Source organism: Dyadobacter beijingensis DSM 21582 (genome assembly GCF_000382205.1).
GTDB classification, from domain to species: Bacteria; Bacteroidota; Bacteroidia; order Cytophagales; family Spirosomataceae; genus Dyadobacter; species Dyadobacter beijingensis.
In genome coordinates this window covers 22,917-45,807 of record NZ_KB907793.1, presented here as the reverse complement: position 1 = coordinate 45,807, position 22,891 = coordinate 22,917, and the positions used below count along the sequence as shown (strand labels likewise).

The 22,891-nt window shown below is 49.9% G+C and carries 21 protein-coding genes; 5 read left to right on the top strand and 16 right to left on the bottom strand.

All coding sequences use genetic code 11. The annotated features are described in order from the left end of the window. Positions 1-28: 28 nt before the first annotated feature. From H144_RS0129610 to H144_RS0129555, 11 genes are all read right to left on the bottom strand, one after another. A complete protein-coding gene (locus H144_RS0129610; protein WP_019945758.1) occupies positions 29-1,486 on the bottom strand; it encodes a BNR-4 repeat-containing protein in 1,458 nt (485 codons plus the stop codon). 51 nt (positions 1,487-1,537) lie between these two features. Beyond that, a complete protein-coding gene (locus H144_RS0129605) occupies positions 1,538-2,977 on the bottom strand; it encodes a RagB/SusD family nutrient uptake outer membrane protein (protein WP_157505244.1) in 1,440 nt (479 codons plus the stop codon). Positions 2,978-3,007: 30 nt separating this feature from the next. After that, positions 3,008-6,475 carry a TonB-dependent receptor gene (locus H144_RS0129600; RefSeq protein ID WP_019945756.1) on the bottom strand — a complete coding sequence of 1,156 codons (3,468 nt, stop codon included), beginning with the start codon at positions 6,473-6,475 and terminating at the stop codon, positions 3,008-3,010. Positions 6,476-6,532: 57 nt separating this feature from the next. Next, entirely contained in the window at positions 6,533-7,711 is a 1,179-nt protein-coding gene (locus H144_RS0129595; protein WP_019945755.1) for a FecR family protein, read from the bottom strand. 51 nt (positions 7,712-7,762) lie between these two features. Continuing rightward, complete coding sequence (locus H144_RS0129590; protein ID WP_169409445.1) at positions 7,763-8,287, bottom strand: sigma-70 family RNA polymerase sigma factor; 525 nt, start codon at positions 8,285-8,287, stop codon at positions 7,763-7,765. A 729-nt stretch (positions 8,288-9,016) separates the two neighbouring features. Further along, positions 9,017-9,520: a DUF6691 family protein gene (locus H144_RS0129580; RefSeq protein ID WP_026351101.1), complete on the bottom strand. Its 504-nt coding sequence runs from the start codon at positions 9,518-9,520 to the stop codon at positions 9,017-9,019. A 3-nt stretch (positions 9,521-9,523) separates the two neighbouring features. After that, on the bottom strand, positions 9,524-10,087 hold the full coding sequence (locus H144_RS0129575; RefSeq protein WP_019945751.1) for a YeeE/YedE family protein: 564 nt from the start codon (positions 10,085-10,087) through the stop codon (positions 9,524-9,526). Positions 10,088-10,089: 2 nt separating this feature from the next. Beyond that, complete coding sequence (locus tag H144_RS0129570) at positions 10,090-11,565, bottom strand: MBL fold metallo-hydrolase (RefSeq protein ID WP_019945750.1); 1,476 nt, start codon at positions 11,563-11,565, stop codon at positions 10,090-10,092. Positions 11,566-11,669: 104 nt separating this feature from the next. Further along, the gene (locus H144_RS0129565; RefSeq protein WP_019945749.1) at positions 11,670-12,464 is read right to left on the bottom strand and encodes a sulfite exporter TauE/SafE family protein; all 795 of its coding nucleotides are present in this window, start codon (positions 12,462-12,464) and stop codon (positions 11,670-11,672) included. An 83-nt stretch (positions 12,465-12,547) separates the two neighbouring features. After that, the gene (locus tag H144_RS0129560) at positions 12,548-13,201 is read right to left on the bottom strand and encodes a Crp/Fnr family transcriptional regulator (RefSeq protein WP_019945748.1); all 654 of its coding nucleotides are present in this window, start codon (positions 13,199-13,201) and stop codon (positions 12,548-12,550) included. A 91-nt stretch (positions 13,202-13,292) separates the two neighbouring features. After that, the gene (locus H144_RS0129555; protein WP_084600053.1) at positions 13,293-13,670 is read right to left on the bottom strand and encodes an efflux RND transporter periplasmic adaptor subunit; all 378 of its coding nucleotides are present in this window, start codon (positions 13,668-13,670) and stop codon (positions 13,293-13,295) included. Between the two features lie 20 nt (positions 13,671-13,690). On the opposite strand from H144_RS0129555, the gene H144_RS35220 reads away from it, so the two are divergent. Together H144_RS35220 and H144_RS0129545 are read left to right on the top strand one after the other, a co-directional pair. Further along, complete coding sequence (locus H144_RS35220; RefSeq protein ID WP_211220722.1) at positions 13,691-13,954, top strand: SDR family oxidoreductase; 264 nt, start codon at positions 13,691-13,693, stop codon at positions 13,952-13,954. Positions 13,955-14,055: 101 nt separating this feature from the next. Then, complete coding sequence (locus tag H144_RS0129545) at positions 14,056-14,448, top strand: winged helix-turn-helix transcriptional regulator (RefSeq protein WP_019945745.1); 393 nt, start codon at positions 14,056-14,058, stop codon at positions 14,446-14,448. A gap of 100 nt (positions 14,449-14,548) precedes the next feature. On the opposite strand, the gene H144_RS0129540 is transcribed toward H144_RS0129545, so the two are convergent. The 5 genes from H144_RS0129540 to H144_RS32815 all read right to left on the bottom strand — a co-directional run bounded on the left by H144_RS0129540 (position 14,549) and on the right by H144_RS32815 (position 20,205). After that, positions 14,549-15,088, bottom strand: coding sequence for a hypothetical protein (locus H144_RS0129540; RefSeq protein ID WP_019945744.1), 540 nt, complete (start codon positions 15,086-15,088; stop codon positions 14,549-14,551). A gap of 54 nt (positions 15,089-15,142) precedes the next feature. Next, positions 15,143-15,763 carry a hypothetical protein gene (locus tag H144_RS0129535; protein WP_019945743.1) on the bottom strand — a complete coding sequence of 207 codons (621 nt, stop codon included), beginning with the start codon at positions 15,761-15,763 and terminating at the stop codon, positions 15,143-15,145. Between the two features lie 88 nt (positions 15,764-15,851). Then, complete coding sequence (locus H144_RS0129530) at positions 15,852-16,607, bottom strand: SDR family oxidoreductase (RefSeq protein ID WP_019945742.1); 756 nt, start codon at positions 16,605-16,607, stop codon at positions 15,852-15,854. A 40-nt stretch (positions 16,608-16,647) separates the two neighbouring features. Further along, the gene (locus tag H144_RS0129525; RefSeq protein ID WP_019945741.1) at positions 16,648-17,388 is read right to left on the bottom strand and encodes an SDR family oxidoreductase; all 741 of its coding nucleotides are present in this window, start codon (positions 17,386-17,388) and stop codon (positions 16,648-16,650) included. 195 nt (positions 17,389-17,583) lie between these two features. After that, the gene (locus H144_RS32815) at positions 17,584-20,205 is read right to left on the bottom strand and encodes a sigma-54-dependent Fis family transcriptional regulator (protein WP_019945740.1); all 2,622 of its coding nucleotides are present in this window, start codon (positions 20,203-20,205) and stop codon (positions 17,584-17,586) included. Positions 20,206-20,336: 131 nt separating this feature from the next. On the opposite strand from H144_RS32815, the gene H144_RS0129515 reads away from it, so the two are divergent. The 3 genes from H144_RS0129515 to H144_RS0129505 are packed head-to-tail and all read left to right on the top strand — an operon-like array spanning position 20,337 to position 22,750. Further along, positions 20,337-20,771, top strand: a complete 435-nt coding sequence (locus tag H144_RS0129515) for a YybH family protein (RefSeq protein ID WP_019945739.1) — start codon at positions 20,337-20,339, stop codon at positions 20,769-20,771. Between the two features lie 39 nt (positions 20,772-20,810). Next, positions 20,811-21,143, top strand: a complete 333-nt coding sequence (locus H144_RS0129510; RefSeq protein ID WP_019945738.1) for an AraC family ligand binding domain-containing protein — start codon at positions 20,811-20,813, stop codon at positions 21,141-21,143. An 8-nt stretch (positions 21,144-21,151) separates the two neighbouring features. After that, positions 21,152-22,750: a recombinase family protein gene (locus H144_RS0129505; protein ID WP_019945737.1), complete on the top strand. Its 1,599-nt coding sequence runs from the start codon at positions 21,152-21,154 to the stop codon at positions 22,748-22,750. Positions 22,751-22,891 lie beyond the last annotated feature (141 nt).

Sequence of the window (22,891 nt, the reverse complement as noted above, 5' to 3'; positions counted from 1 at the left end):
GATAAGCAATTAATACCCTAACACGTACTTACCTATATACTGGTTCAGGCTTTTGATTTCGGCTGCTCATTTTTGACGGCAACCTGAACACCTCTCCTTTTTTATTACAGAAGTAAAGATGCGAGACGGACTTTGACAGGCTGCTCCCATCGGCCCAGAAAGCAAAAAAATCATCATGGGCAGACACCGGCCTGCGGGCGTAGGAATGGTTTCGGCGACTTGCGGTGGTCAGTTGTTTCGATGTCCAGGACCGGCCTTGATCGGTACTTATCCAAAGTACCATTTCCCCACCAGTTCCGTAAGGCTCAGGGCCAGCCGCTGTTGGCCCGACGATCAGCCATTTCCCCTTTTCATCAATATAAAGCGAACCCATGTCATAATTATGATCGGATGCGGTTACGGGTAGGATGACCCAGGACGTGCCATCAAAACGGGCAGTGCGCCATTGCCTTGGGCCGCTGGCTGGCCCGGGTTCGAACCCTTTGCTGGTAAGAAAAAGTATGACCGGGTTACCATTGCTGTCAAATGTGAGGTCATTAATGTACACATTCAAACCTTCGGATTCATAGTCGTAGACCAATGAAGGGTTAACAATTTCGGTGAGAGGTACCGTTAGTTTCCTCGCCGCTGCGTCCTGCCAGGTGTCTCCGAAATCGTCAGTCTCCACATAATACAGGTTCGTGCGGTAGTTCAGCCCGTTTTCTCGCTCTTTTACTGGATGATAGTTAAAAGCAGTGCCGATTTTCTGGTCCCCGAACTTTCCGCTAGTCTGGTAGTGCCCCTCTCCGATCGTGGCAATATCTTTCCATTCCGAATAATGTATACCGTCTCGACTTGTCATGTAGGAGATAGTTCGCCTCGGTTTTCGGGGTTGATCCGGAATCACGTTTCTATCGTAGTGCGTAAAAAGATTTAGAAACCCTTTCCCCCTCCCATACCAGCTTTGCAGGTAAGAAAAGTTATTCAGTGGCGCGTTGCCGCCGGCTATTTCTTTCGTCGCAAAGATCTGCTCAAAAGTATCGATATCGTACGGCTTAGTACTTTTGTGGATAAACGAGGGTGTACTGGTGCCGTGGGCGGTAGAGAAAATCCAGATATACCCCTGCTCGTCGATATTGATCACCGGATTGTCGTGCGCATTGTCCGTCTGCTTGTCAAGGACGATGGTGGGCCGTGGAACTTTCCCCGTTTTGTGATCGAAGTAGGATACCATGTGGAGTAGCGTCTTTCCGTTTTCGTCCGTACCGCCATAGCAAAAAAAGGTCTTGTTTACCTTCTTCGCGTACACTGAAAACGGATAGTGGTTTGCAGGATAGGTGCCCATTCCCCCGCTATACTTATATGCAAATTCATCGCGGGACGGCTGATTGCTGTACCAAATCCCGCGGTAGCCATCGGCTTTAATATTAAGGGTCAGGGCTGGTTGCGCCAAGCCTGCCATCGACTTCAATATCAGGAGCAACCAAAAGAAAAAGTATGTTCTCATTGCTAAAAGGACACAGCGTGCACTTGTTTACGGTGCGCGCTGCTTCGTTTATTAGTTATAACCCGGGTTTTGGGTCACTACGCCTGGATTAATCTCGATCTGGCTTTGGGGTATTGGCAGCAAAACATGGTGCGCCTTCATTCCCAGCGGTGCCAGCACAGCTAGCGCACGGTTAGTCCTAACCAGATCGAACCAGCGATGCCCCTCGAATGCCAGCTCTATCCGCCGCTCCTGTTCGATCGCGAGTCTGAACGCCGCCTGCGAGGCGATTTGAAGTGACGGATCAGAATTATTGCTCGTTTTGGAGGCAAGCCCTGCACGGTTACGCACCTGGTTAAGGTAAAGAAATGCCTCCCCGTTTGCCTCAAAGCCAAGCTCATTCAAAGCCTCCGCGTACATCAGCAGTACATCCGCGTACCGGAGCACGATCCAGTTGTTGTCGCTATCCAGATTCGCGGCCGGCTGCCCAAGGTATTTCGCCACATAATTGTGCGTAACGGTATTGCCGTTGAGTGTGTAGGTGGTTTGCATCGACGCATTTTTTCGCAGGTCCCCGGTTTCATAAGCAGCCACAATCGCATCTGTAGGAATGTTTTGTCCCAGAGGATTACCAAGCCCTGTCACCGCGGTTCCCGATCCGATCGGAGCAAACTGGTTTGTGTAGGGACTTCCTTCGCCCGACGATCCCTTTTTGAATTGTACTTCAAAAATAGATTCCCTGCTATTCTCGTTTGCTGCGCCGAACAGGTTGGCGTAATTCGGCTGAAGCTGGTAGGTCCCCCTGTCGATGAGCGCTTTCAATGTTTGCGCAGCAAGGTCCCATTGCGCCCGGGTCAGGTAAACTTTGCCAAGTAGCGCCGTCGCCGCTCCCCTGGTAGCTCGTCCGATCTCTGCGCTCGCGATCTGCCCGGGCAATACCGCTCCGGCCTCTTTTAAATCGCTGATGATCTGCTCGTAAACATTTCCGGCAGCTTCCCTCCCGTAGGCATAGCCTTCTGATGGGTTGTTAATTACTTCCAACACCAATGGAACGTCGCCGAAAATACGGACCAGGTTAAAATACATAAGCGCCCTTAAAAACTTGGCCTCTCCAATGTACCGAGCTTTTGCCGAAGTTTCCATTTGCACATCGGCAATTTTGGCAATGACAATATTCGCCGACTGGATGCCCTGATAGTGCGCGCTCCAGGTGGAGCTGCTAATGGTATTGAAGGCATTATTTTTGAATTGGTCTACCTCCTGCAAGTTAGCGCCTGCATTCGGATCGGGGATCCAGGTATCGTCCGAACGCAGGTCGCCGATCACATGCATGGAAGAATAGTAAATTCCAGGTGCCTGCAACGCGCCATACGTGGCGGTCAGGGCATTCTTAATATCCTCTTCGGTTTTGTAAAAGCTGTTTCCATTGAGCTGCGAAACAGGCGCCAGGTCAAGAAAATTGTCGCTACACCCCGAGACAACAAACAGCAGCAGAGCTACCGAAAGCCTCATTTTAATGTTATTTATCATCGCTTTTCTGCTTTAAAGGCCAAGACTTACTCCCAACATAAACGTGCGCGCCAAAGGGTAACCGCCCGCATCTACGCCGGGCACCAGAGTACTACCGCCCTGTATGCTCACTTCTGGGTTATACCCCTCGTAATGGGTAAAAGTGAAGGCATTCTGTACGCTGAAGTTCACCCGCGCATTCACCAGCCGGAGCCGGCTTAGCAATGCCCCAGGTATCGTGTAGCCCAGGGTAATATTCCGAACCCGGAGAAATGAGCCATCCTCCACAAACAACGATGTCACGTTATTGACCAGGTTGCTTCCAGGCATAGCCCCAAAGTTACGGTCGACCATCGGTGAAGTACCGTTGCCCGGCTCCTGCTCCGACCGCCATCCCTGGGAGGCGCTCCTAAGCACATTGTAGGAGCCTGCATAGTTTCCGTAATATCTGCGCGCCATATTCAGCACCTCAAAACCCTGGACACCTTGAATGGTCACCGAGAAATCCAGGTTTTTGAATGACAGCTTGTTGGTCATCCCATAAGTGAAATTCGGGAACGGACTGCCCAGCTCCGTTCTGTCATTGCTGGTGATCCGGCCGTCGCCATCGATATCCGCAAACCGAAGCTGCCCGGGCTTAGACTCTCCTGCAATACCCGGCATGTTTTCAACCTCCTGCTGGTTTTGATAAACGCCCGCGACACGGTAACCATAGAAAGTGCCCGGCTCACCGCCGACGGCCGTGATATGCGTCGACGCATTGGCAGAAGTCGCCTGACGGGAAATGATGGGGGAACCGTCGGGCCCCAATTCTAAAACCTTGACCTTGTTGGTCGAGATGTTAAAGTCCGTCGTCCATTTGAGCCTATTCACGAGATTTCGGCTCGTGGCCGCAAATTCCAGACCACGGTTGCGGATTTTACCGATGTTCTGAAGTGCTGTCGAATAACCCGTGAGTGTGGGAACAGGCACATTGAGCAGAAGGTCGGAAGTGTTTTTGAGATAATAGTCAAGCGTAAGTGAAAAACGATTTTGGGCCAATCCTACTTCGAGCCCGATATCAAGCTGATTATTTTTCTCCCAGCCGAGCAGGCTATTGGGAATGTTGGACAGCCTGATGCCATTGGCGATCGATCCGCCGCTGCCACCAAAAATATAATTTTCAATACCTGTCAGCCCGATGTGACCGTAGTTGCTGATAAAATTATTGCCCGTAAGCCCGTAACTGGCCCGAAGACGAAGCTCACTGAGCCATTTAAGGTTTTTCAGAAAATGCTCCTCAGACAGCCGCCAGCCGAGCGACAAAGACGGGAAAAAACCCCATTTGTTATCGGCTCCAAAACGCGAAGAACCATCCCTTCTCACTGTTGCCGTCAGTAGATACTTGTCGTTGTAGCCGTAGTTGACCCTGGCCAGATACGACAGCAACGACCATTCTTCCTGCGTTGTAGCTGCGCTGGTGATCAGTCCTGCCGCATTAATGGTCTTAATCTGGTCATTTGCAAAATTTGTCGCAGCGATGCTGCTATTGTCCAGATAGTCTTTTTGTGCCGTGTAGCCTGCAAGCGCGCTCAATGCGTGTTTGCCAAACTGTTTGGTGTAGCTCAGTGTGTATTCGGCCAGCCAGCTTTTGTTGTCCGTGGTGACCGCATTCGCGGTAGGCACTTTTGTAGCATTGACGCTGTTGGGGTTGACAATAGAAGGGCTGAATATATTTTCCTTAAAACTTCGCAAATCAGTACCAACCAATGTTTTAAAGGTAAGCCCGTCGAGGATTGTCATTTCTGCAAATGCGGTTCCCAACAATCTCAAAGTCCCTTGTTTATAATACGATTCCCTGGCGAGCTTTACCGGGTTATCGACCTCGCTGGTACCTATGCCCAAACCGGTAATCTTCGTGTAGTTCCCCTCAGAATCGTAAGGCTTCATAAAGGGTGCGGCCGTAATTGCAGACTGCACGATGCCGCCCGCCTGCCAATTACCCTCAGCGTTTACCAGGTCGTTGGTCACATAGGAAGGCGTCAGGTTCGCGCCTACTCTGACGCGCTTATGCACCTGGGAGTCTACATTGATCCTGAATGAATAGCGCTTCATTCCCGAATTCAGGATGATACCCTTTTGGTTGAGATACCCTCCCGATACAAAAAAGCGCGTCCGCTCATTGCCTCCTGAGAAGTTGAGCTGATAGTTGTTGACGCTGGCTGTGCGGAAAATTTCCCTTTGCCAGTCTGTACCGCTTCCCAGCGCGGCAGGGTTCGCCGTGATCTCAGGTATTTGGTACATCACATTGTTTGTTCTGGCACTATTGGGATCCGAGGCGCTTCTGCCTGGACCCGAATTAACCCAAGCATTATTACGGGCTTCATTCAGGTAAACGGCATACTCGCTGGCATTCAGTACGTCCAGAATGCGTTCTACCTGCTGGATACCGGTGCTCACATTGAAATCAATTTTGGAAGTACCGCTTTTTCCCGATTTGGTCGTAATGATAACAACCCCGTTTGAACCGCGCGAGCCGTAAATAGCCGTAGCCGACGCATCTTTTAACACCTGGATATCGGCAATGTCCGACGGATTGATCGTATTAAGCGGGTTATTGGTCTGGTTAAAATCCCCGCTGACCGGAAAGCCGTCGATGACATACAACGGATCATTGCCGGCGCTCAACGAACCTGCGCCACGGATTCGCACCGACGAGCCACCCCCGGGAGCTCCCGTCGCCTGGGCAATTTGCACGCCCGGCATTTGTCCGGCCATTGCATTATCCAAGGTAAAAACCGCCTGGTCTTTCATCTTCTCTGCATTGATCGAACTGATAGAACCCGTAATATCTTTCCGCTGCTGGGCCCCGTACCCGACGACCACCAGTGCATTCAGGTTCTGAGGATCCTCGCGCATTACCACGGTAATGGAGCTTTGCCCCGCAATGCGAACATACTGGCTGGCAAAACCGGTATAAGTCACCAGCAGCGTCGCATCGGCAGGCAGATCCGCAAAAGTGAATACTCCGGCCTCATCAGTGGCCGTGGCGGCATCTGAATTTTGCACGCGCACCGACGCCCCGGGCAGCGGCTGGCCCTTTTCATCTACAACGCGCCCTGAAGTTTCCTTTTTTGTTGGTTTGGCCGTCGGCTCCGCTTTTGTTTTATTGACGATAATCGTTTTCCGCTCAATCTTGTACTCAAAAGGCTGTCCCCGGAAACTTTCGCTCAGCGCACTTTCAAGCGTTGCATTTTTCAAATCCAACGACACGGGACGTGCGTCTTTGATTTCATTGTATTTGTAGAAAAAGTAATGTCCGCTCTGCTTACCGATAGAGATCAGCGCATTTTCAAGCGAGATATTTTCACCTTTAATCGTAATGGTTTGCGCAAATGCTTTCGCATTAAGGTTCAGCAGCAGGGCCAGGGAAGCGAGCAGCGTGACCCGCGCGGCAAATAAATTTTGCGCACGGGCAGACCTGTCTCGCCCACCGAGCCTTCGGTAGGGAGTAAGGAGCATAGGATAATGAAGATATAAGTAGTAAAATTCAGTAAGTATATGTTGAAAAGCAGCGTATTAGTAGTTAACAATAATTTTGCGCCCAGACACCCGTACATCCACATTGTTGAGTTGAATGATGCGCAGCACATTGGCAATTTCCTCGTCACGCTTTATTTCGCCGGCAAAAAGATCCGCCCCTGCTTTGCCCCGATACTCCACTTCCACATCGTACCAACGGGCTATCTGCCTCATTACACTTCGGATATCTGCCTTATCAAATCTGAAATAGCCATTTTTCCAGGCCACAGAATTTTCAGGATCAACATCGGCTATCTGCATCAGGCCACCTGTCAGCAGCGATTGCTGCCCGGGCTTTAAAATCTTACCCTCACCTGTACGCTGCTGGCCCTGTGGACTCATTGTCATCACTTTCACCTTTCCTTCAAGCAGCGTAGTCCGTGTCGAAGGTTCGTCTGAATAAGCAGCCACATTAAAGCGCGTGCCCAGGACTGTAATCAACTGTCCATCTGACCGCACCTGGAACGGCCTGTCGGCATCGTGCGCCACTTCGAAATAGGCTTCTCCACGCAGTTCAACGCTTCGGATCGTATCCGAAAATACCGCCGGAAATCGGATCGACGTGGCCGCATTCAGCCATACGCTGGTACCGTCCGATAACGTGAGCCGATACTGGCCGCCTCTCGGCGTCGAAACAGTATGATTAGCTGCGTTTGTAATCTTACCGGCGTTGTAGACCAGGTGCCCGTTTTCGGGCTTTTGCACCGAAACACCGTCTTGCTCGCGAATCAATCCTGTATGCTGATCGTCTAACCTGACTATTTCACCATTTCCGAGCGTGAGGGTCGCCTGGTAGCTTCCCGGCACAATCCGGCTGCTCTTTTGAACCCGGGCCGTTGGGGATATCTTCGCTACCTGAGCAGGTTTGCGGCTTTCAAAAAAGTACAGACTACTGAAAATCAAAAATGTTGCAGCTACAAGCCAGGCCGAATAGCGATACAGCATCCTTTGTTTCGAGCCTCCCGAGCCGACTTCCGTGAGCGCAGCAGCTCGCAGGTCAATTTCTGATTTGATACTTTCTTTCAGTCGTCGGACCTGGTCCGCATCTTTCAGATCGGTGCGCTCTTGACCAGATTCAAACAGCTCATAATATGCCAGTAAAAAGGCCTCCTCTTCTTCGGTAGCACACCCTTTTCTGTATTTTTCCAATATTTGCAAAAACTCTTCCTTGCTCATTTGTCGATACGCTTGTGTGTTTTTTACCATCTAATGACCATTCGGGCACTTTCAGGGGCAGCCCGCTACCATAATAGCGATCAGTCCGATCGCCTGTCTGATCTGCGCCACGCTCCTGGTCAGTTGATTTTGAACCGTTTTCTGGGCAATGTTCAATCGCCTTGCAATATCCAGAGTGCCCATTTCCTCCTCAAACCGCAGCCTGAAAATCTCCTGCTGTGACGGGGTGAGCCGCTCCAACAGCATTGTAAAACGCGCCGTCAGTTCCGTGATCGCCAATTGGCCATCTGTATACTCGCCCGAGGACAATAAATGCTCTACCAGCTCCGAAATAGGCGTGTAGCGCTGCTGTTTTTCCATGTACTTGAAAACATTGTTTCTCACAGCTGTCAACAGGTAAGCCGGCAAATTATCAATCTCCAAGTCCTGTCGGCGTTGCCAAAGCTGTAAGAAAATATCTTGCGTAATATCCTTAGCAGAATCCTCGTCTCCCATGCGCTTGTAAGCCGCATTGAAAAGTCTGGCCCAATACCGCTCGTAAATGGACCCGAAAGCTAAATAGTCCCCTAGCCTCATCCTGTTTAACAGAACCTGGTCGTCGGAGTTGGCTTGATTTAAGTTCCCGATCATCAGCGGTTGCCTTCGACTTACGTGGATTTATATACGTGCAATAATTCTCTCACTCTTTTACCCTACCGATAAGTGCGGTAAGGCCTGTTATGAAGATAGACCGCCAAATTTGAAAAACTCCCACGCCTGTTCAGGAATTTTTTTACCCCATGCTCGGGATTGTCTTCTGGCTTTGGAGCCAAAGCGCCACCAGCAGCCATGACAACGGGCTGTAGACGTCGGCCACGGAGTCGGCAATCCGGGTTTTGTACAAATCCTGGACAAAAACATGCTACAAATACCCGACTACAACGGTAATAGCATGTTCAATTCGTTGGGGCATTTTACCGAGCCTGACCCGGGCTCAAAGAACAGGATATTTATCCGCTCAGCAGTTGCAGGAAAAGACATGTGTCGTTGTCGGCGAAAGCATACCTGATGTCTGATGAAAATCACCACTACAGCATCTGTAACCTTTGGCAATCTTCGTCATGAGCGACGCCAAATTACAGTTTATGGGTATTATTGAAGGCTTAATGAATCAACCTATTCCGTCCAATAATTTGGAAACGACATTTTCAGAAATTCGGAAATGGTACGTTACAACGACGGCTTCTTTGAACGCGCATACCAGTACTGTCAATTCCCCTTCAAACTTCGCATCCGAAAGGAAATCCTCATTTCTAAAAAAGTGAATCAATGCGGCAGCGCGTCGCGGAAGCGGCCGTACACCCAAGTACCGGCCACCGCGCTGGCCAGCACCACCGCTACGACCGTCGCCCCGGTTCCGACCTGCGCAAACAAAGGTCCGGGACAAGCCCCGGTTAGCGCCCAGCCGAGCCCAAACAGGAGCCCGCCGTACACTTGCCCCTTGTTGAATTTCTTCGGCGCGAAAGTGATCGGCTCTCCGTAGACGGTTTTCATACCAAACCGGCGGATGAGCCAAACCGAGATAATGCCCGTTACGATCGCCGAACCGATGATGCCATACATATGAAAGGATTGCAGCCGGAACATCTCCTGGATACGAAACCAGCTGATCACTTCCGCTTTCACGAAGCCGATGCCGAACAGCACGCCGACAATCAGGTATTTAAAATTATGGTACCATTTATGCTGCAAATGCGATTCGTTGATACAGATCGTGTCCTGCGACCGGGCTTCAAATTCGGCGGTGTGGTCCATGAAGGAAGATTGCATGAATTAGCTGTTTAAAATTATGGGTAAAATAAAATTGGCCATCAGAAAGCCACCGGCCATAAAGCAGATCGTCGCCACCAGCGACGGCCATTGCAGTGTACTCAGCCCCATGATCGCGTGCCCGCTCGTGCACCCGCCCGCATAGCGTGCGCCAAATCCGACGAGAAATCCGCCGCCCACCATCATCGTCAGCCCGCGTACGGTCAGCAGGCTACCCCACGAATAGAGCTGCGCAGGCACCATCCCAGAAAAATCGGTGATGCCATATGCGGCCAGTTCTTGCGCCAGCCGCGGATCGACTTGAATCGCCGCGGGGTTTGCCAGAAAGTAAGCTGCCAGCGCCCCGCCTAACACGATACCCGCCACAAAGAACAGGTTCCAGATTTCCTTCTTGTAATCATATTGAAAGAATGGCACATTTGCCGGAAAGCAGCTCGCGCAGATATGGCGCAAATTCGCCGAGATCCCGAAATGTTTATTACCTAAAATCAGTAGGGCGGGTACCGTAAGACCGATCAGCGGACCGGCCACGTACCACGGCCAGGGTTGTTTGATCATTTCCAGCATACCTATTTCGTCTCTCCGTTTAATGCATCTAATGCCTGGCCGTTGTCGGCGCCATTGCCCGCAGCGAGCGTGGTGGGGCATACATAATTTGTGACTTTCATAAGCCCCGACTCACAGATTGCCTTGAAACCTCCGGCAACGTCAATCAGGTTATGGTAACCGCTCGCCCGGATAATCGAGTTGAAGATCATCGACCGGTAACCTCCCGCACAATGCACGAGATAGGTTTTGTTACTGTCAATTTCCGCCAAGTGCTCATTCAGGTAATCCAGCGGCAGATTTTCCGCCCCTTCTACGTGCTCTGCCAGGTATTCGCCAGGTTTTCTCACGTCCAGGATTTGCCATTCTGGATTCCTTTCCAGCAGGGCTGGTATCTCACTGGCCTCCACCGACTGTATGCGGTCTGTTTCCTTTCCCGCTTCTTCCCAGGCCTGAAAACCGCCCGCCAAATGCCCGATGGCATTGTCGTAGCCTACCCGCGCCAGCCGTGTTACGACCTCTTCTTCCCGGCCGGGATCAGTGACCAGCAGGATCGGCTGGCGGATATCTTCAACGAGGGCGCCGACCCAGGGAGCGAAGCTGCCGTCAATACCAATGTTGATCGAATAAGGAATAAAGCCTTTTGCAAATACCTGCGCCGCACGGGTGTCGAGAATCAGCGCGCCCGTTTCATTGGCAGCTATCTCGAATGCCTCGGGCGTCAGGGACTGCATGCCGCGGTTCAGTACGTCTTCAATACCGTCGTACCCCTGCATATTCATCATCACATTGGCCGGAAAATAGGCGGGTGGAGGTGTCAGACCGTCGGTCACCTTTTGGATAAATGTCTGCTTATCCATGGGCTGCAAAGCGTAGTTGATTGCCTTCTGATGTCCCAGACTATCCGTCGTTTCCTTGCTCATATTCTTGCCGCAAGCCGAGCCTGCCCCATGGGCGGGGTACACAATGATATCATCGGATAGCGGCAGGATTTTAGCGTGCAGCGAATCGTAGAGCATTCCCGCAAGCTTGTCCTGGGTCAAATCCCGGACGACCTTCTGGGCGAGGTCAGGTCGCCCTACGTCCCCGATAAAGAGCGTATCGCCGGTAAAGAGACCTACCTGGCGGCCATTTTCATCGGATACCAGGTAACAGGTACTTTCCAGCGTGTGACCGGGAGTATGGATCACCTCGATGGAAATCCCGCCCAGTCTGAGCATCTCCCGATCCTGCGCGATATGCGCGTTGAAGCCAGGCTTGGCCGTTGGACCGTAAACAATCGTTGCGCCTGTCTTTTCGGCGAGGTCCAGATGCCCGCTCACAAAATCGGCATGAAAATGGGTTTCGAGCACATACTTAATTTTCGCCCCATTCTTTTCTGCACGTGCCAGGTAAGGGCCTGTCTCCCGGAGCGGATCGATTACCGCCGCCTCGCCGTCGCTTTCAATATAATAGGCTCCCTGCGCCAGGCAGCCGGTATAAATTTGTTCCAGTTTCATTTTTCATTAAATGTTTTGAGTGATGAGTAGGAGAACCATGAGACAAAGTTCGCAAGGCAGCCGGCCGTTTTCTGTGACCTTTGTCACACAGGGATGTTTCTTAATCAGAAGATTAATTCTTTGAAGAGGATAAAGCATCCCATGATGAGCACAAACCAGCCGAAGCTCTTTTTCAATTGCCTGCTGTCCAGCTTACGGGCCAGCAGGCCGCCTATGGAGATGCCAACCATGGCGACGAGCGTCACCGTTAGCAGAAAATACCAGTCGATGGTGAAGTGTCCCAGGTCTCCCGAGAACCCTACCAGGGAATTCAGGGCGATGATCAGTAGTGAAGTCCCTACCGCCTCCCGCATGGGCATACCCAGCACCAATACCAATGTGGGGATCAGCAAAAAGCCGCCGCCCGCGCCCAACAGCCCGGTCGTAAGTCCGATTCCTACCGCACTGAGGCCCAGCTTTACAATATTACGCCCCAGGTCGCATTTCAGACAGCCCGGCTCCTTTTGTTTGCCGGCGATCATCCCGACCGACGCCGCGAGCATCAGCACGGCGAACGACGCCATCGTCAACAGCCGCTCGGTGACCTGGAAATGGCCGATCCGGAACAGGTTTTGAGGAATGAGAGGAACCAGAAGCTTGCGGGTGAGGTAAACGGTTACCATCGAGCTCAGTCCGAAGAACAATGCCGCTTTGACATTGACCAGCCCAAGCCGGTAGTTGCTGTATGCCCCCACAAGACTGGTCGAGCCGACAATAAACAGCGAATACGAAGTGGATACGACCGGGCTGATCCCGAAAATGTACACTAGGACCGGTACGGTCAGGATTGACCCTCCCCCGCCGACCAGCCCCAAAGAAATGCCGATTAATACCGACGCTAAATAACCAATGGTTTCCATATGCTTTTGCGCTAACTGAGTGCAAAATTGCGATACGGAAACCGGCGGGTTTGTGACAAATGTTACACAGCAGAAAAAGTCCCTCAAAAAAGGATGGTAATCGTGTTGCGGCCAAGTCGCACCATACCGCGCTGTTCCATTTTTTTAAGCAGTCTTGAAATCACTTCCCTCGAAGAGTTCATATCGGTAGCGATCTGCTGGTGCGTGAGCGGAAGCTCATCGCTATGAGAAAGCTTACGTTGATTTTTGAGGTAAAATTCAATGCGTTCGTCCATGCTTTTGAAAGCGATGCTATCCACCACTTCCAGCAACTCCTCGAAGCGGGAACGATAGGTTTCCAGCACAAAATAGTACCATGTTTTGTAGCCAGTCATTAGCTCGTCCATCAATGCGATCGGCACGAGCAGTGCTTTGGATGGTTCAATGGCCTTGGCGGAAATCTGGCTCTGTTCTTCTCGCGTCGCACAAATCATCGATAGCGCGCACGCATCCCCCGCCCCCAGATGGTACATAAAAAACTCACCGCCATCCTGGTCTTCACGGTATATTTTCACACTCCCTTCAACGATCAGCATCGTCGATTTGAAGTACTGGCCGGGACGCATCAGTTGCTGATCCGCTTCGAAATCACGGATAACGCAATGCTCTGCCAGTTTGCTGATTAGCTCCGGTTCAAATTGCCCGAAATGTGATTCCAGCAGTTGCTGCACTTGGGAATGCTCTGTCGTAATGCCCATTATTTGTCGATTTGAAAATGGCTAAGTTAAGCATTTACGAACGTCTTGTTTGTGACATTGGTCACACAGCCATCCTCCAAAGACACCGGCCTCAGTTCGCCGCTACTTTCACTCCTTGCTTCAAATCATTGCGGGCATTAACAACGATCTTATCGCCCTTCCGCAGGTCGCCGAAAACTTCCGTGAGACTGGACGATTTCTGTCCGGTCCTTACATCCACGAACTCTGCCTTACCCGCATCGCCGACGCGGATGACGTACTGCCTTTCCGTGGAAGCTACTACCGCCGTGGCTGGGACGGTCAGCGCGCCTTCGGTGGCCTCCGGGACAAGGGATACTTCCGCAAACATCCCCGGCTTAATGCGGCGAGCCGCATTGCTGACGTCTATCTCCACAGTTTCAGAGCGAAATTTCACGTTCATATTGCCTGATCTGCGGCTAATCGTCCCCTTGAACGTCTCGCCCGGCATGGCATTGATATGATATGTGACTGGCTTACCTTTTTGAGCTTTCGCCCCGTAAGATCCGGGTAAACGCGATCAGTCCGAGCCCGACCCAGACTGAAATTCTAAACAAAATAGGCCTGGATCCTGAATCCGGCCAGGCACTGGATGATTGGATGATCGAGCGGATCCCGTTGAAGAAAATCGGAAGTGCTGACGATGTTGCAAAACTGGTAACATATTTCGCTAGTGATGCTGCAAGTTTTATCACGGGAGCCGAGATCGTAATCGATGGTGGAATGAGTCTCTGAATTGGCTTGATTTAAGATTTAATAATGAAGCCACACGGTGTGAACCACCTGTGCTTTTGTCATGGTCAGCAAGTTAGTCCAGACATCAGACCGTAGCACAAATGACAAATGAAGAACAGATCATCAAAGCGGGGCAACTGCTCTCGAACCCAAGAAACCAAAAGCAGGAAGTTCAGGCTTTGCAGGATACGATGTATGTGATCGGGGGCAAATGGAGACTCCTCATTATCAACTCGATCTGCAATGGAAATAGGCGTTTCCGCGATATTCAAAGAAGTATTCCGGGCATTACTACGCGGATGTTGTCGAGAGAATTAAAGGATATGGAGGCCAATCAACTAATTAAACGCACGGTAACGCCGGACACACCTGTATTGGTTGAGTATTCGGAAACAGATTATTGCCTGTCGTTTGGCGGGGTTATTCTGGAAATGATCAGTTGGGGAAAACAACACCGTGAGAAACTGATGCACGGCGAAGGTGAGCAGGTATAAAGAACAGCCACCTCTATGCATAAAAAGGCAAATCAGCCTTCGGAACCTAAACGAAGAGGGCCGGTAATGGGATATCCAAAGACATACATGCTGGGAGGTTTCAGGGAATACTTCCAGGGTTCAGCTTCGCTTGCTGATGGGGGTTACTGGTCGGTTGGCTCTTCTTAGAATACTCTTCTGCGCGATTGATGTAAACAGTTATAAGAGTAATTGAAAAGGACACCGTGGCCCCAAGTAACTGTACTAAACTCAATGATGATATGGAGAGTTCTGCTTGTTCATCGGAGATGCTTTGAACAACCTTCGTAATGTAGGCCTCTACGGGCCTATCTATTTTCGTAAACAACCAGCCGGAAATGAATGCAGAAACAACTTGCCCTGCTTTCGTGAATCGTGCAGACTCTCGTTCAGAGCTAGGGGAAATTAAAATGCCAGAGACCCAACCAAGCGCAACCCCCGAAATACAGATCATCACAGTCTTAGCAACATCAACTCTGTTTTCAGCCACAACCACAATTACGTACAACACCGTCAGCAGATAAGCTAGTGCAAAAGCCCACGTTGCTTTTTGTTTTATTGAATATTCGACAAGGAATTTTCCACGATTATTGGAAGTACCCTGAGAGTATAATTCAGCCATATAGTTAATAATGAGGGGGTTTTGCCTCGAAAATAACAAAGATTGAGGAATGATTCAAATTAAAGCCCGAATGAACTGCTCATACGGTTGTGGCATGTCAAGCCACTCAAAGCTATCCGTAAAGGCTAGAATGATTATGAATGAAGTCACTATCCCGACGACAGCAATACCAACTGCCGCTGGTTTCGATTTAGTCTTCAAATAATGAATTGCCGAAACGTGCAAACTGATTGAGGCCACGGCCAGGAAATAGTAGGGTATAAAAATAAAAGTTGCAGGATAATAGTTAAGCCCAGCCGCTGCAAAATAGAAATTGGTGTCCAGGTGCTCAATATACCGTGCGGAAAGAACTGCGCCCACGTGGGCAATGAGAAAAAAGGAAAGATAAAGGCCCGAGTATACCTGGATCTTCTCGGCAATAGCCTGAGCATCCCGTTTGTAAATCAGTCTGATGCCCGTAATAATCTGGAATAAAACGACCAGCAATAGCAGCGTTTCCACGACCGGATGTCTGTACACGAGCCGGAACTGCTCCATGATCTGGATATGTTTTTCCGGCCCATCCAATGCAAAAAGGTGGTTTAGTAAGTGGAATGCTATAAAAACCGACAAGGTAACACCGGATATGTAATGCAGGGATTTTACCAATGCCCTTCTATCATTTTGAATGTTCATGGGATAAGTTATTGAGGGTGTTTAAAAGCACGGCCGGTAATTGCTACCAACCGTGCATGATCAGGACAATCTAAAATCTGCAAGGTTGTCAGGAGTGGGGCGAAAGAGACCCAAGATACTCCTCGAACCGGGTTTCTCCCAGGTAAGCATTTCCTTCCGGTACCAACGTCGATGCCGACACTTCCAAGCCGAAGTACTCACTGCTGTCGTCGGCGATCACCGTTTTGCCCGCGTCATTTGCCTTGACATATGCTTCCACGAATTCACTCATGGGCCCACGGACAGGGCCCGCAATCTCGACAGTTCCGTTCGCAGGCTCAGATATCGCAAACCGGGCGATGAATAGCGCCACCTCTTCGGCAGCAATGGGCTGGAAATCGAGCTTCGAGACATGAACTTCACTCCCCTGTGTGCCTCCCGCGGCAATGGTTGGCACAAATTCCTGGAATTGGGTGCTGCGGACGATGGTGTATGGCACACCGGATTTTTTAACCAGATCCTCCTGGATTTTCTTCGCCCGCATATAACCCATGCCTTCCATCAGGTGCGTGCCGACAATGGACAGCACTACATGGTGTTTGACGCCTGCATTCAATTCAGCCGACAAAATGTTGCGGCCCAAGGTCTCGAAAAACTGGATTGCCGGACCATCCTCAAATGAAGGAGAGTTGGAAAGGTCAACGACCACGTCCGTATTTTCCAATGCATCTGAAAGCCCCTCGCCTGTGAGTGCGTTGATACCTGTCGAGGGAGAACCAGCAATGACGTTGTGGCCAAGCTGACGAAGTTTTTTGGTGACGTTGGAGCCGATCAGGCCTGTACCGCCTATGATTACAATTTTCATGATTTCTGGTTGTGAATAAATTTGAAATGAATGGATTTGACTATTCCTTAATCCAGTCGCCGAACCGGATTGCGCCAGGATAAAAATCGCCCTGAGGGACCAAAAGGGATTTGGGGATTTCGAAGAACATGTACTTATTTTCGTCGTTGGCGACCAAGGGCTTTTCCCCGCCTTTAACAGAAAGGTATTGGCTTACAAACTCGTTCATGGGCGCCAGGTCAGGCCCTGCGATTTCCACGGTCGTGTTTTTGGGCGCTTCCAATGCGAGCCGTGTAACCAATGCGGCCACGTCTTCTGCTGCAATGGGCTGATAGTCCACGGTGGAAATGTGGATTGCCTCCTCGTCGGATTGCACCGCAATCAAAGTTGTGATATGTTCGTGGAACTGCGTAGCGCGGATGATCGTGTACGGGATACCGGATTCTTTGATAATATCCTCCTGCTCTTTTTTGGCGCGCAGATAACCGATATACAAGGCCCGGTCGGTTCCTACGATCGAAAGTACCAGGTGGTGTTTCACACCGGCCGCAATTTCTGCCGCAGCCAGGTTCCTGCCTGCTGCACGGAAGAAATTGATAGCCGTATCTTCCTCGGGAGAAGCCGAGTTAGACAGATCGACGACCACCTCGGCATCTTTCATGGCCTCAGCTAGGCCTTCGCCAGTCAATGCATTGATGCCCGTCGAAGGAGCGGCTACGACTACCTGATGGCCCAACACCCGCAGTTTTTCGCTAACCCTTGTTCCGATTAACCCCGTACCGCCTACAATGACAATCTTCATAATTTTGAAATGTTTAAGTTTAAAATCTTACAGATGATCCTAAACTTGCCATTTCGATGCCAAATACTTAATAGACTGATTATCAATAATATATTCAATACAGACACCTCTCATTTTCACCGTATTTAGTGAAAACACAAAAAGTATCATCTTATTTGATGAGAGAGAACGAAATGCCCCAACTATTTAAAGCACTCAGTGAGCGTAATAATCGGCCTTTGAGATGCCCAGCTTCCGCATTTTAGAGTGAAGGGTGTTGCCGGGAATGCCTAATATGTCCGCAGCGCCCCCGATGCCGGAAATTTTGCCGCCGCACCGGCGCAATACCTGTATGATGTGCATGCGCTCGACTTCTTCCAATGGTAAATCGGATGGCCTCATTGGATCGTCGGTCGTTGCCCTTGTTGCATGCGGCAAGAAAAACTCTGTGATCATGGGACCTGTCGCCAGTATCACCGAGCGCTCAATGAGATGTTCGAGTTCGCGCACATTGCCCGGCCACAAATAGGCCTGCAACTGCCGTAACGCGTTGGCTGATAGCTTGACGGTTTTCTTGCCTATACTTTTGCTGAATTTGGATAAGAAAAATCCGGCAAGGCTTTCGATATCTTCCCGGCGGTCGCGAAGCGGCGGCAGCTTGATCGGGAAAACATTCAAACGGTAATACAGATCCGAGCGGAAGCGGCCTGCTTTCACTTCCGCTTCCAGGTCGCGGTTGGTGGCAGCGATGATCCGAACGTTCAATTTAATGGTTGTTTTGCCACCTACACGCTCCATTTCCTTTTCCTGCAAAACCCGCAGCAACTTCACCTGTGTTTCCAACGGCATCTCCCCCACCTCGTCCAAAAACAGTGTGCTGTTGTTGGCCAGCTCGAATTTTCCGATGCGCCGCTCGACGGCCCCGGTGAATGCGCCGCGCTCATGGCCAAACAACTCGCTCTCGATCAGGCTGGCAGGCATAGCCGCGCAGTTAACCTTGATCATCAGCTTTTCTTTGCGGGAAGACGCGTTATGAACGGCTTTTGCGATCAATTCCTTTCCAGTACCCGTCTCGCCTAGCAGCAATACCGTCGAGTTGATTTCCGCCACCAGGGAAATCAGCCGGTATACCTGCTGCATCGCTTCGCCGCCGCCAACAATCTCCTCAAAATCATTATTGAGCTGCTGTTTGAGATAGTCATTTTCGTCTTCCAGCTCTTTTTTTAAACGCAGTATCTGCTCGTGCGCAAGCACGTTGGAAACCGCGGTCGAAATCTGGGCGCAAATACCTTGCAAAAGCGGCCCGCTGATCTGCTGCCCCAGCATCCAAACCATGCCCAGGTTCTGTTCACCCAATCTCAGCGCCGATGCGTAGACAGTATTAATCCCCCGCTGCTCACGCTGGATGGACAGTTTCAGGCACTTCGCTTCCAGGTTTTCATCAATGTCCATCAAAATCGGCTGGTTGCTTTCGAAGACAAGTTTTATATGTTGTTCATTGATGTTCAGAGCGTAAAATTCTTCGTGCTCAGCTACTTCGGTTTCCTGGAAAAACTGCCGGTCGAAAAGGTAAGGCCGAAGGGTCACCTGGTCTTCCGCCAAGAGGTACATCACAGCGATCCGGGTTTGAAACAGGCCCTGCAAAACATTCGAAACCACATGGTCCAGGTCGGATTTGGATTTAACACCGGTAATATCGTTCGAAAATGTGAGCATCAGCTGCTGCTCTGCCTGCCGGCGCAGAATGTCCTCGTTAGCCATAATGTTGCCCATCGCAATGGCAATCTGCGAGCAGATGCCCTGCAAGATCGGAATGTTGATCTCGTCGATGCTCAGCCATAGCAGACCAATGTTGGCGTTGCCGTTTCGCAATGCAATTCCGACCATTGTTTTGAAACCCATATTTTCCCAAAGATCCAGGTAGGACAGATTGTAGCCTCTCAGCAGCTCGCGGCCCACATTGAAAAGCAACGGGATATAGCTATCCAGGATGCGGTTTTGGAGCCCGTCATTGATCGGGTACTTCTCGGAAAGCACCCGCTCCAACAATGCAGGATCGAATGCAGAAGCGCCTGTATCGTACAGGTATGCCGACATCGTCACGCCATCTTCATTAATCTTGCGGATCACATATCCTCCCTCGGGATTGAGCTTTCGTAGTGCTTTTTTAACTACCACAGCCAGATCTTCCCGGCTACGGACAGCCGTCATATCATTGCTGAAATCAAGCAGGAATGACTTTTCATTTTCCTTTTGCAGGATTTCTTCGTTTTTGATAATGTTGGAAACCGCGCTTGACAATTGCGGGGTGATCCTTTGAACGATGTCCTTGAATTCCTGAGAAAAGCCACCTTCCTGATCGGTGTAAATATGAATAAACCCGATCGGCTGATTGCCGGTACGCAGCGTTGTCATCAGCACATGCCGGATACCTTTCTCGAAATTTACGCGCAGGAACGCCGGGCTTTGCGGGGCATCGACAATATCGGCGAGAAAGAAATCGACAGGACCGCCGGCCGCCAAAACGGATTGGATGAAGGGCTCGTCAAGCGGAAAACACGCCTTGACCATATCATCATATTCGGGGTGGTCCTTGATGGCTGATGCACGGTGATCAAGTAAAAATGGCTTGTAGGTTTCATCCTTGCGGTCGATCAAGGTCACAATCGTATGCGTAAAGTGCATTAATGACTTGATCCGATCCGAAAACAGGACGATCAGGTCATTCTTGTCGCGCACTTTGGTGATATCATTGCCCAGATCGAGCAGCAATTGTCGTTCCCATTCAAGATTTGTATGATTACTACTATTTTGATCCAGGTTGGAAAACTGCTTCATATGTGCGAGGTATATCTGAATTTAAGTTGATTTGTCCACCTTTTGCGCCGAATAGTAGGACAATTCAAATCCGCAACCATCCGTGCTTTGCATCAACAAAACAAATCAACCAAAGTTATGAACAGCAAAGTATGGATTCAATCGAAAACACCATTAATGCAATCGCAGAAAAATGTCCGCTCGCAACAACGCCCGAAGAAATCGTCCCATCGCTTTTGGCGCATTTCAACTCGATGGATGTGGATGTAATGCTGGATTTCTACGAACAGGATGCCGTGCTTGTCGACGCCCAGGGTGTTCCTCAGCGAGGGCGAGAGCAGATTCGCAAGGAACTTCTGAAATATTACAGCGTCCAGCTACCCATGCACATCATTGCCCGCCATATTTTTGTTGCGGGCGACACGGCATCGCTCGTATTGGACTGGAACATTGCCGGTCAAGCTCCCGACGGAACGCCGGTACACATGGTGGCAACCTCCAACGATATCTCCAAAAAGGGCCCTGACGGCTTCTGGCGGTATATCATCGACAACCCGTTCGGGACACAGGTTAGGAGTTTATATTAAACAAGCCGGGGCCGGACTTCCGGCCTCAACTTAACATCTATGGCAAACACCGGCATTATCCTGCAAAAATTGGTCAATACGCACACAGGTGTGGAAGTCGAGCGGTGGGTAGGCAATCATGTACAAAACGCGGAAGCATTCAAACCGCATCGCCATGACCATTATACCTGCCTGCTTCTGGAAAAGGGTAAAATTGATATTATGCTCGATTTTCAGCCAGTTACTGTTAAGCCCAGGATCCTTTTCATCTCCTACCCAGGACAGGTGCACCAGGTGATATCATCTCCTGGCGGAGCAGGCTGGTATGTCTCGTTCGACAGCCGATTGATCGACGAGCCAATCAGGTCGACGCGCAATTCGTCAACAAAATAATCAATACCATGTCCCGAGCTATTCTATATGTCAGGGTAAGCACTGATGAACAGGCGGAAAAAGGCTATTCTCAGCGAGATCAAGAGGAAAGGTTGCGAAATTGGTGTAAATACAATTCCGTGGAAGTTGTCGAAGTGATCTATGAGGACCATTCAGCAAAAACTTTCTTGCGACCAAAGTGGCAGATGCTACTTGCCCGATTGAGGGAGAATAAACGACTTCGGATTGATCAAATCCTATTTACAAAATGGGACCGGTTCAGGCGAAACGCTGGCGATGCGTACCAAATGATCAACATCCTTCGCAAAGCAAGTATTGAACCCCAGGCTATCGAACAACCACTTGATATCCGAATTCCAGAAAACAAGATCATGCTTGCTTTCTATTTAGCTGCGCCCGAAGTTGAGAATGATCGTCGCGCATTAAATGTCTTCCACGGCATGCGCCGCGCCAAGAAAGAAGGACGCTGGGTTGCCACCGCCCCGATAGGAGATCGTAATTCCCGGTCATTTGACGGAAAAAAAATAATTGAGCCTGACGCAAATAAGGCACCGATAATGAGATGGGCGTTTGAAGAACTTGCATTAGGTAGGTTTAACACAGAACAAGTATGGAAGCAAGCGGTCAGAAAAGGACTAAAGTGCAGCAAAAACAACTTTTGGCTCGCAATTAGGAATCCGGTTTATTGCGGACAGATACTTATTCCCGAATTCGAAGGGGAAAAGGCACAGCGTGTGAAAGGATTGCACGAGCCAATCGTGTCGCCATCAACATTCAATTTAGTGCAGGATATGATTTCCGGACGAAAACGGAATCCATATCAAAAGCCAAAAATCGTCTCAGATGACAATCTTCCACTCCGGGGGTTCTTGCGTTGTACCAAATGCGATAGAATGCTATCAGGAAGCGCATCGAAAGGAAGAAGCACTTACTACTACTATTATCATTGTTCCTCGTCATGTGGTGTTCGATTTAAGGCGGACGACGTAAATGAAAAGTTCGAACGTCAGCTCAAGATGCTTGTACCGCGTCCCGGCCGGATGACAATATATTCTGATTTGGTGCTTAGTAGCTACAAGGAACAGACGAAAATTCGGGAAAAGGAGCGGCGTGATTTGGTGGATGAACTGGACAAGATAAATGAAAGATTACGAAATGCACGGATCAAATTGGTCGATGGGCTGTTGGCGACAGAAGACTTTGAGCATGTAAAATCCATCTGCACAAAGCGAATTGAAGAACTAGAAATTAAGCTCAACAGCTTTTCCGATGATCATGCAGAGATAGGTACGTATTTAAAGCATATCCTCACGGGACTCGAACACCTCCCAAAGCTTTATAAATCAGGCACATTAGAAGAAAAAAGGCAGATAATTGGTTCGATCTTCCCCGAAAATTTGACGTTTGACGGAATGGAACATCGAACCGCTCGACTGAACGAAGGCATCGATCTTATCTATCAGATAACGAGCAAGTTAAGAACACAAAAAAAAGGGACAAATGCGTTTAAAAACGACTTGTCCCTTAGGGTGCACCCTACGATACAAAACTCGAACCATTTGCTGGAAGATTTGAGGAAGCTGGCGGCGTTGTTTGAACGAGAATAGCACCCTTAGCAAAAAATAGAGCAGATTGAAATTCGGCAATCTCCCTGGTTCTATATCCCACGGGTGCAAGAATGTTCAATTCTGTATTCTCTAATGTCGCCAAGGTCTCCTCATAGGCACGGCATGTATACTTTTATCTAA

Excerpts from the sequence above, each read along its gene's own strand:
- H144_RS0129565 (WP_019945749.1), bottom strand. The coding sequence starts at position 12,464 with ATGGAAACCATTGGTTATTTAGCGTCGGTATTAATCGGCATTTCTTTG.
- H144_RS0129510 (WP_019945738.1), top strand. The coding sequence starts at position 20,811 with ATGGCAAACACCGGCATTATCCTGCAAAAATTGGTCAATACGCACACA.
- H144_RS0129525 (WP_019945741.1), bottom strand. The coding sequence starts at position 17,388 with ATGAAGATTGTCATTGTAGGCGGTACGGGGTTAATCGGAACAAGGGTT.
- H144_RS0129545 (WP_019945745.1), top strand. The coding sequence starts at position 14,056 with ATGACAAATGAAGAACAGATCATCAAAGCGGGGCAACTGCTCTCGAAC.
- H144_RS0129505 (WP_019945737.1), top strand. The coding sequence starts at position 21,152 with ATGTCCCGAGCTATTCTATATGTCAGGGTAAGCACTGATGAACAGGCG.
- H144_RS0129515 (WP_019945739.1), top strand. The coding sequence starts at position 20,337 with ATGGATTCAATCGAAAACACCATTAATGCAATCGCAGAAAAATGTCCG.
- H144_RS0129530 (WP_019945742.1), bottom strand. The coding sequence starts at position 16,607 with ATGAAAATTGTAATCATAGGCGGTACAGGCCTGATCGGCTCCAACGTC.
- H144_RS32815 (WP_019945740.1), bottom strand. The coding sequence starts at position 20,205 with ATGAAGCAGTTTTCCAACCTGGATCAAAATAGTAGTAATCATACAAAT.
- H144_RS0129560 (WP_019945748.1), bottom strand. The coding sequence starts at position 13,201 with ATGGGCATTACGACAGAGCATTCCCAAGTGCAGCAACTGCTGGAATCA.
- H144_RS0129535 (WP_019945743.1), bottom strand. The coding sequence starts at position 15,763 with ATGAACATTCAAAATGATAGAAGGGCATTGGTAAAATCCCTGCATTAC.
- H144_RS0129575 (WP_019945751.1), bottom strand. The coding sequence starts at position 10,087 with ATGCTGGAAATGATCAAACAACCCTGGCCGTGGTACGTGGCCGGTCCG.
- H144_RS0129610 (WP_019945758.1), bottom strand. The coding sequence starts at position 1,486 with ATGAGAACATACTTTTTCTTTTGGTTGCTCCTGATATTGAAGTCGATG.
- H144_RS0129605 (WP_157505244.1), bottom strand. The coding sequence starts at position 2,977 with ATGAGGCTTTCGGTAGCTCTGCTGCTGTTTGTTGTCTCGGGGTGTAGC.
- H144_RS0129600 (WP_019945756.1), bottom strand. The coding sequence starts at position 6,475 with ATGCTCCTTACTCCCTACCGAAGGCTCGGTGGGCGAGACAGGTCTGCC.
- H144_RS0129555 (WP_084600053.1), bottom strand. The coding sequence starts at position 13,670 with ATGCCGGGCGAGACGTTCAAGGGGACGATTAGCCGCAGATCAGGCAAT.
- H144_RS0129580 (WP_026351101.1), bottom strand. The coding sequence starts at position 9,520 with ATGCAATCTTCCTTCATGGACCACACCGCCGAATTTGAAGCCCGGTCG.
- H144_RS0129595 (WP_019945755.1), bottom strand. The coding sequence starts at position 7,711 with ATGAGCAAGGAAGAGTTTTTGCAAATATTGGAAAAATACAGAAAAGGG.
- H144_RS0129570 (WP_019945750.1), bottom strand. The coding sequence starts at position 11,565 with ATGAAACTGGAACAAATTTATACCGGCTGCCTGGCGCAGGGAGCCTAT.
- H144_RS0129540 (WP_019945744.1), bottom strand. The coding sequence starts at position 15,088 with ATGGCTGAATTATACTCTCAGGGTACTTCCAATAATCGTGGAAAATTC.
- H144_RS0129590 (WP_169409445.1), bottom strand. The coding sequence starts at position 8,287 with ATGAGGCTAGGGGACTATTTAGCTTTCGGGTCCATTTACGAGCGGTAT.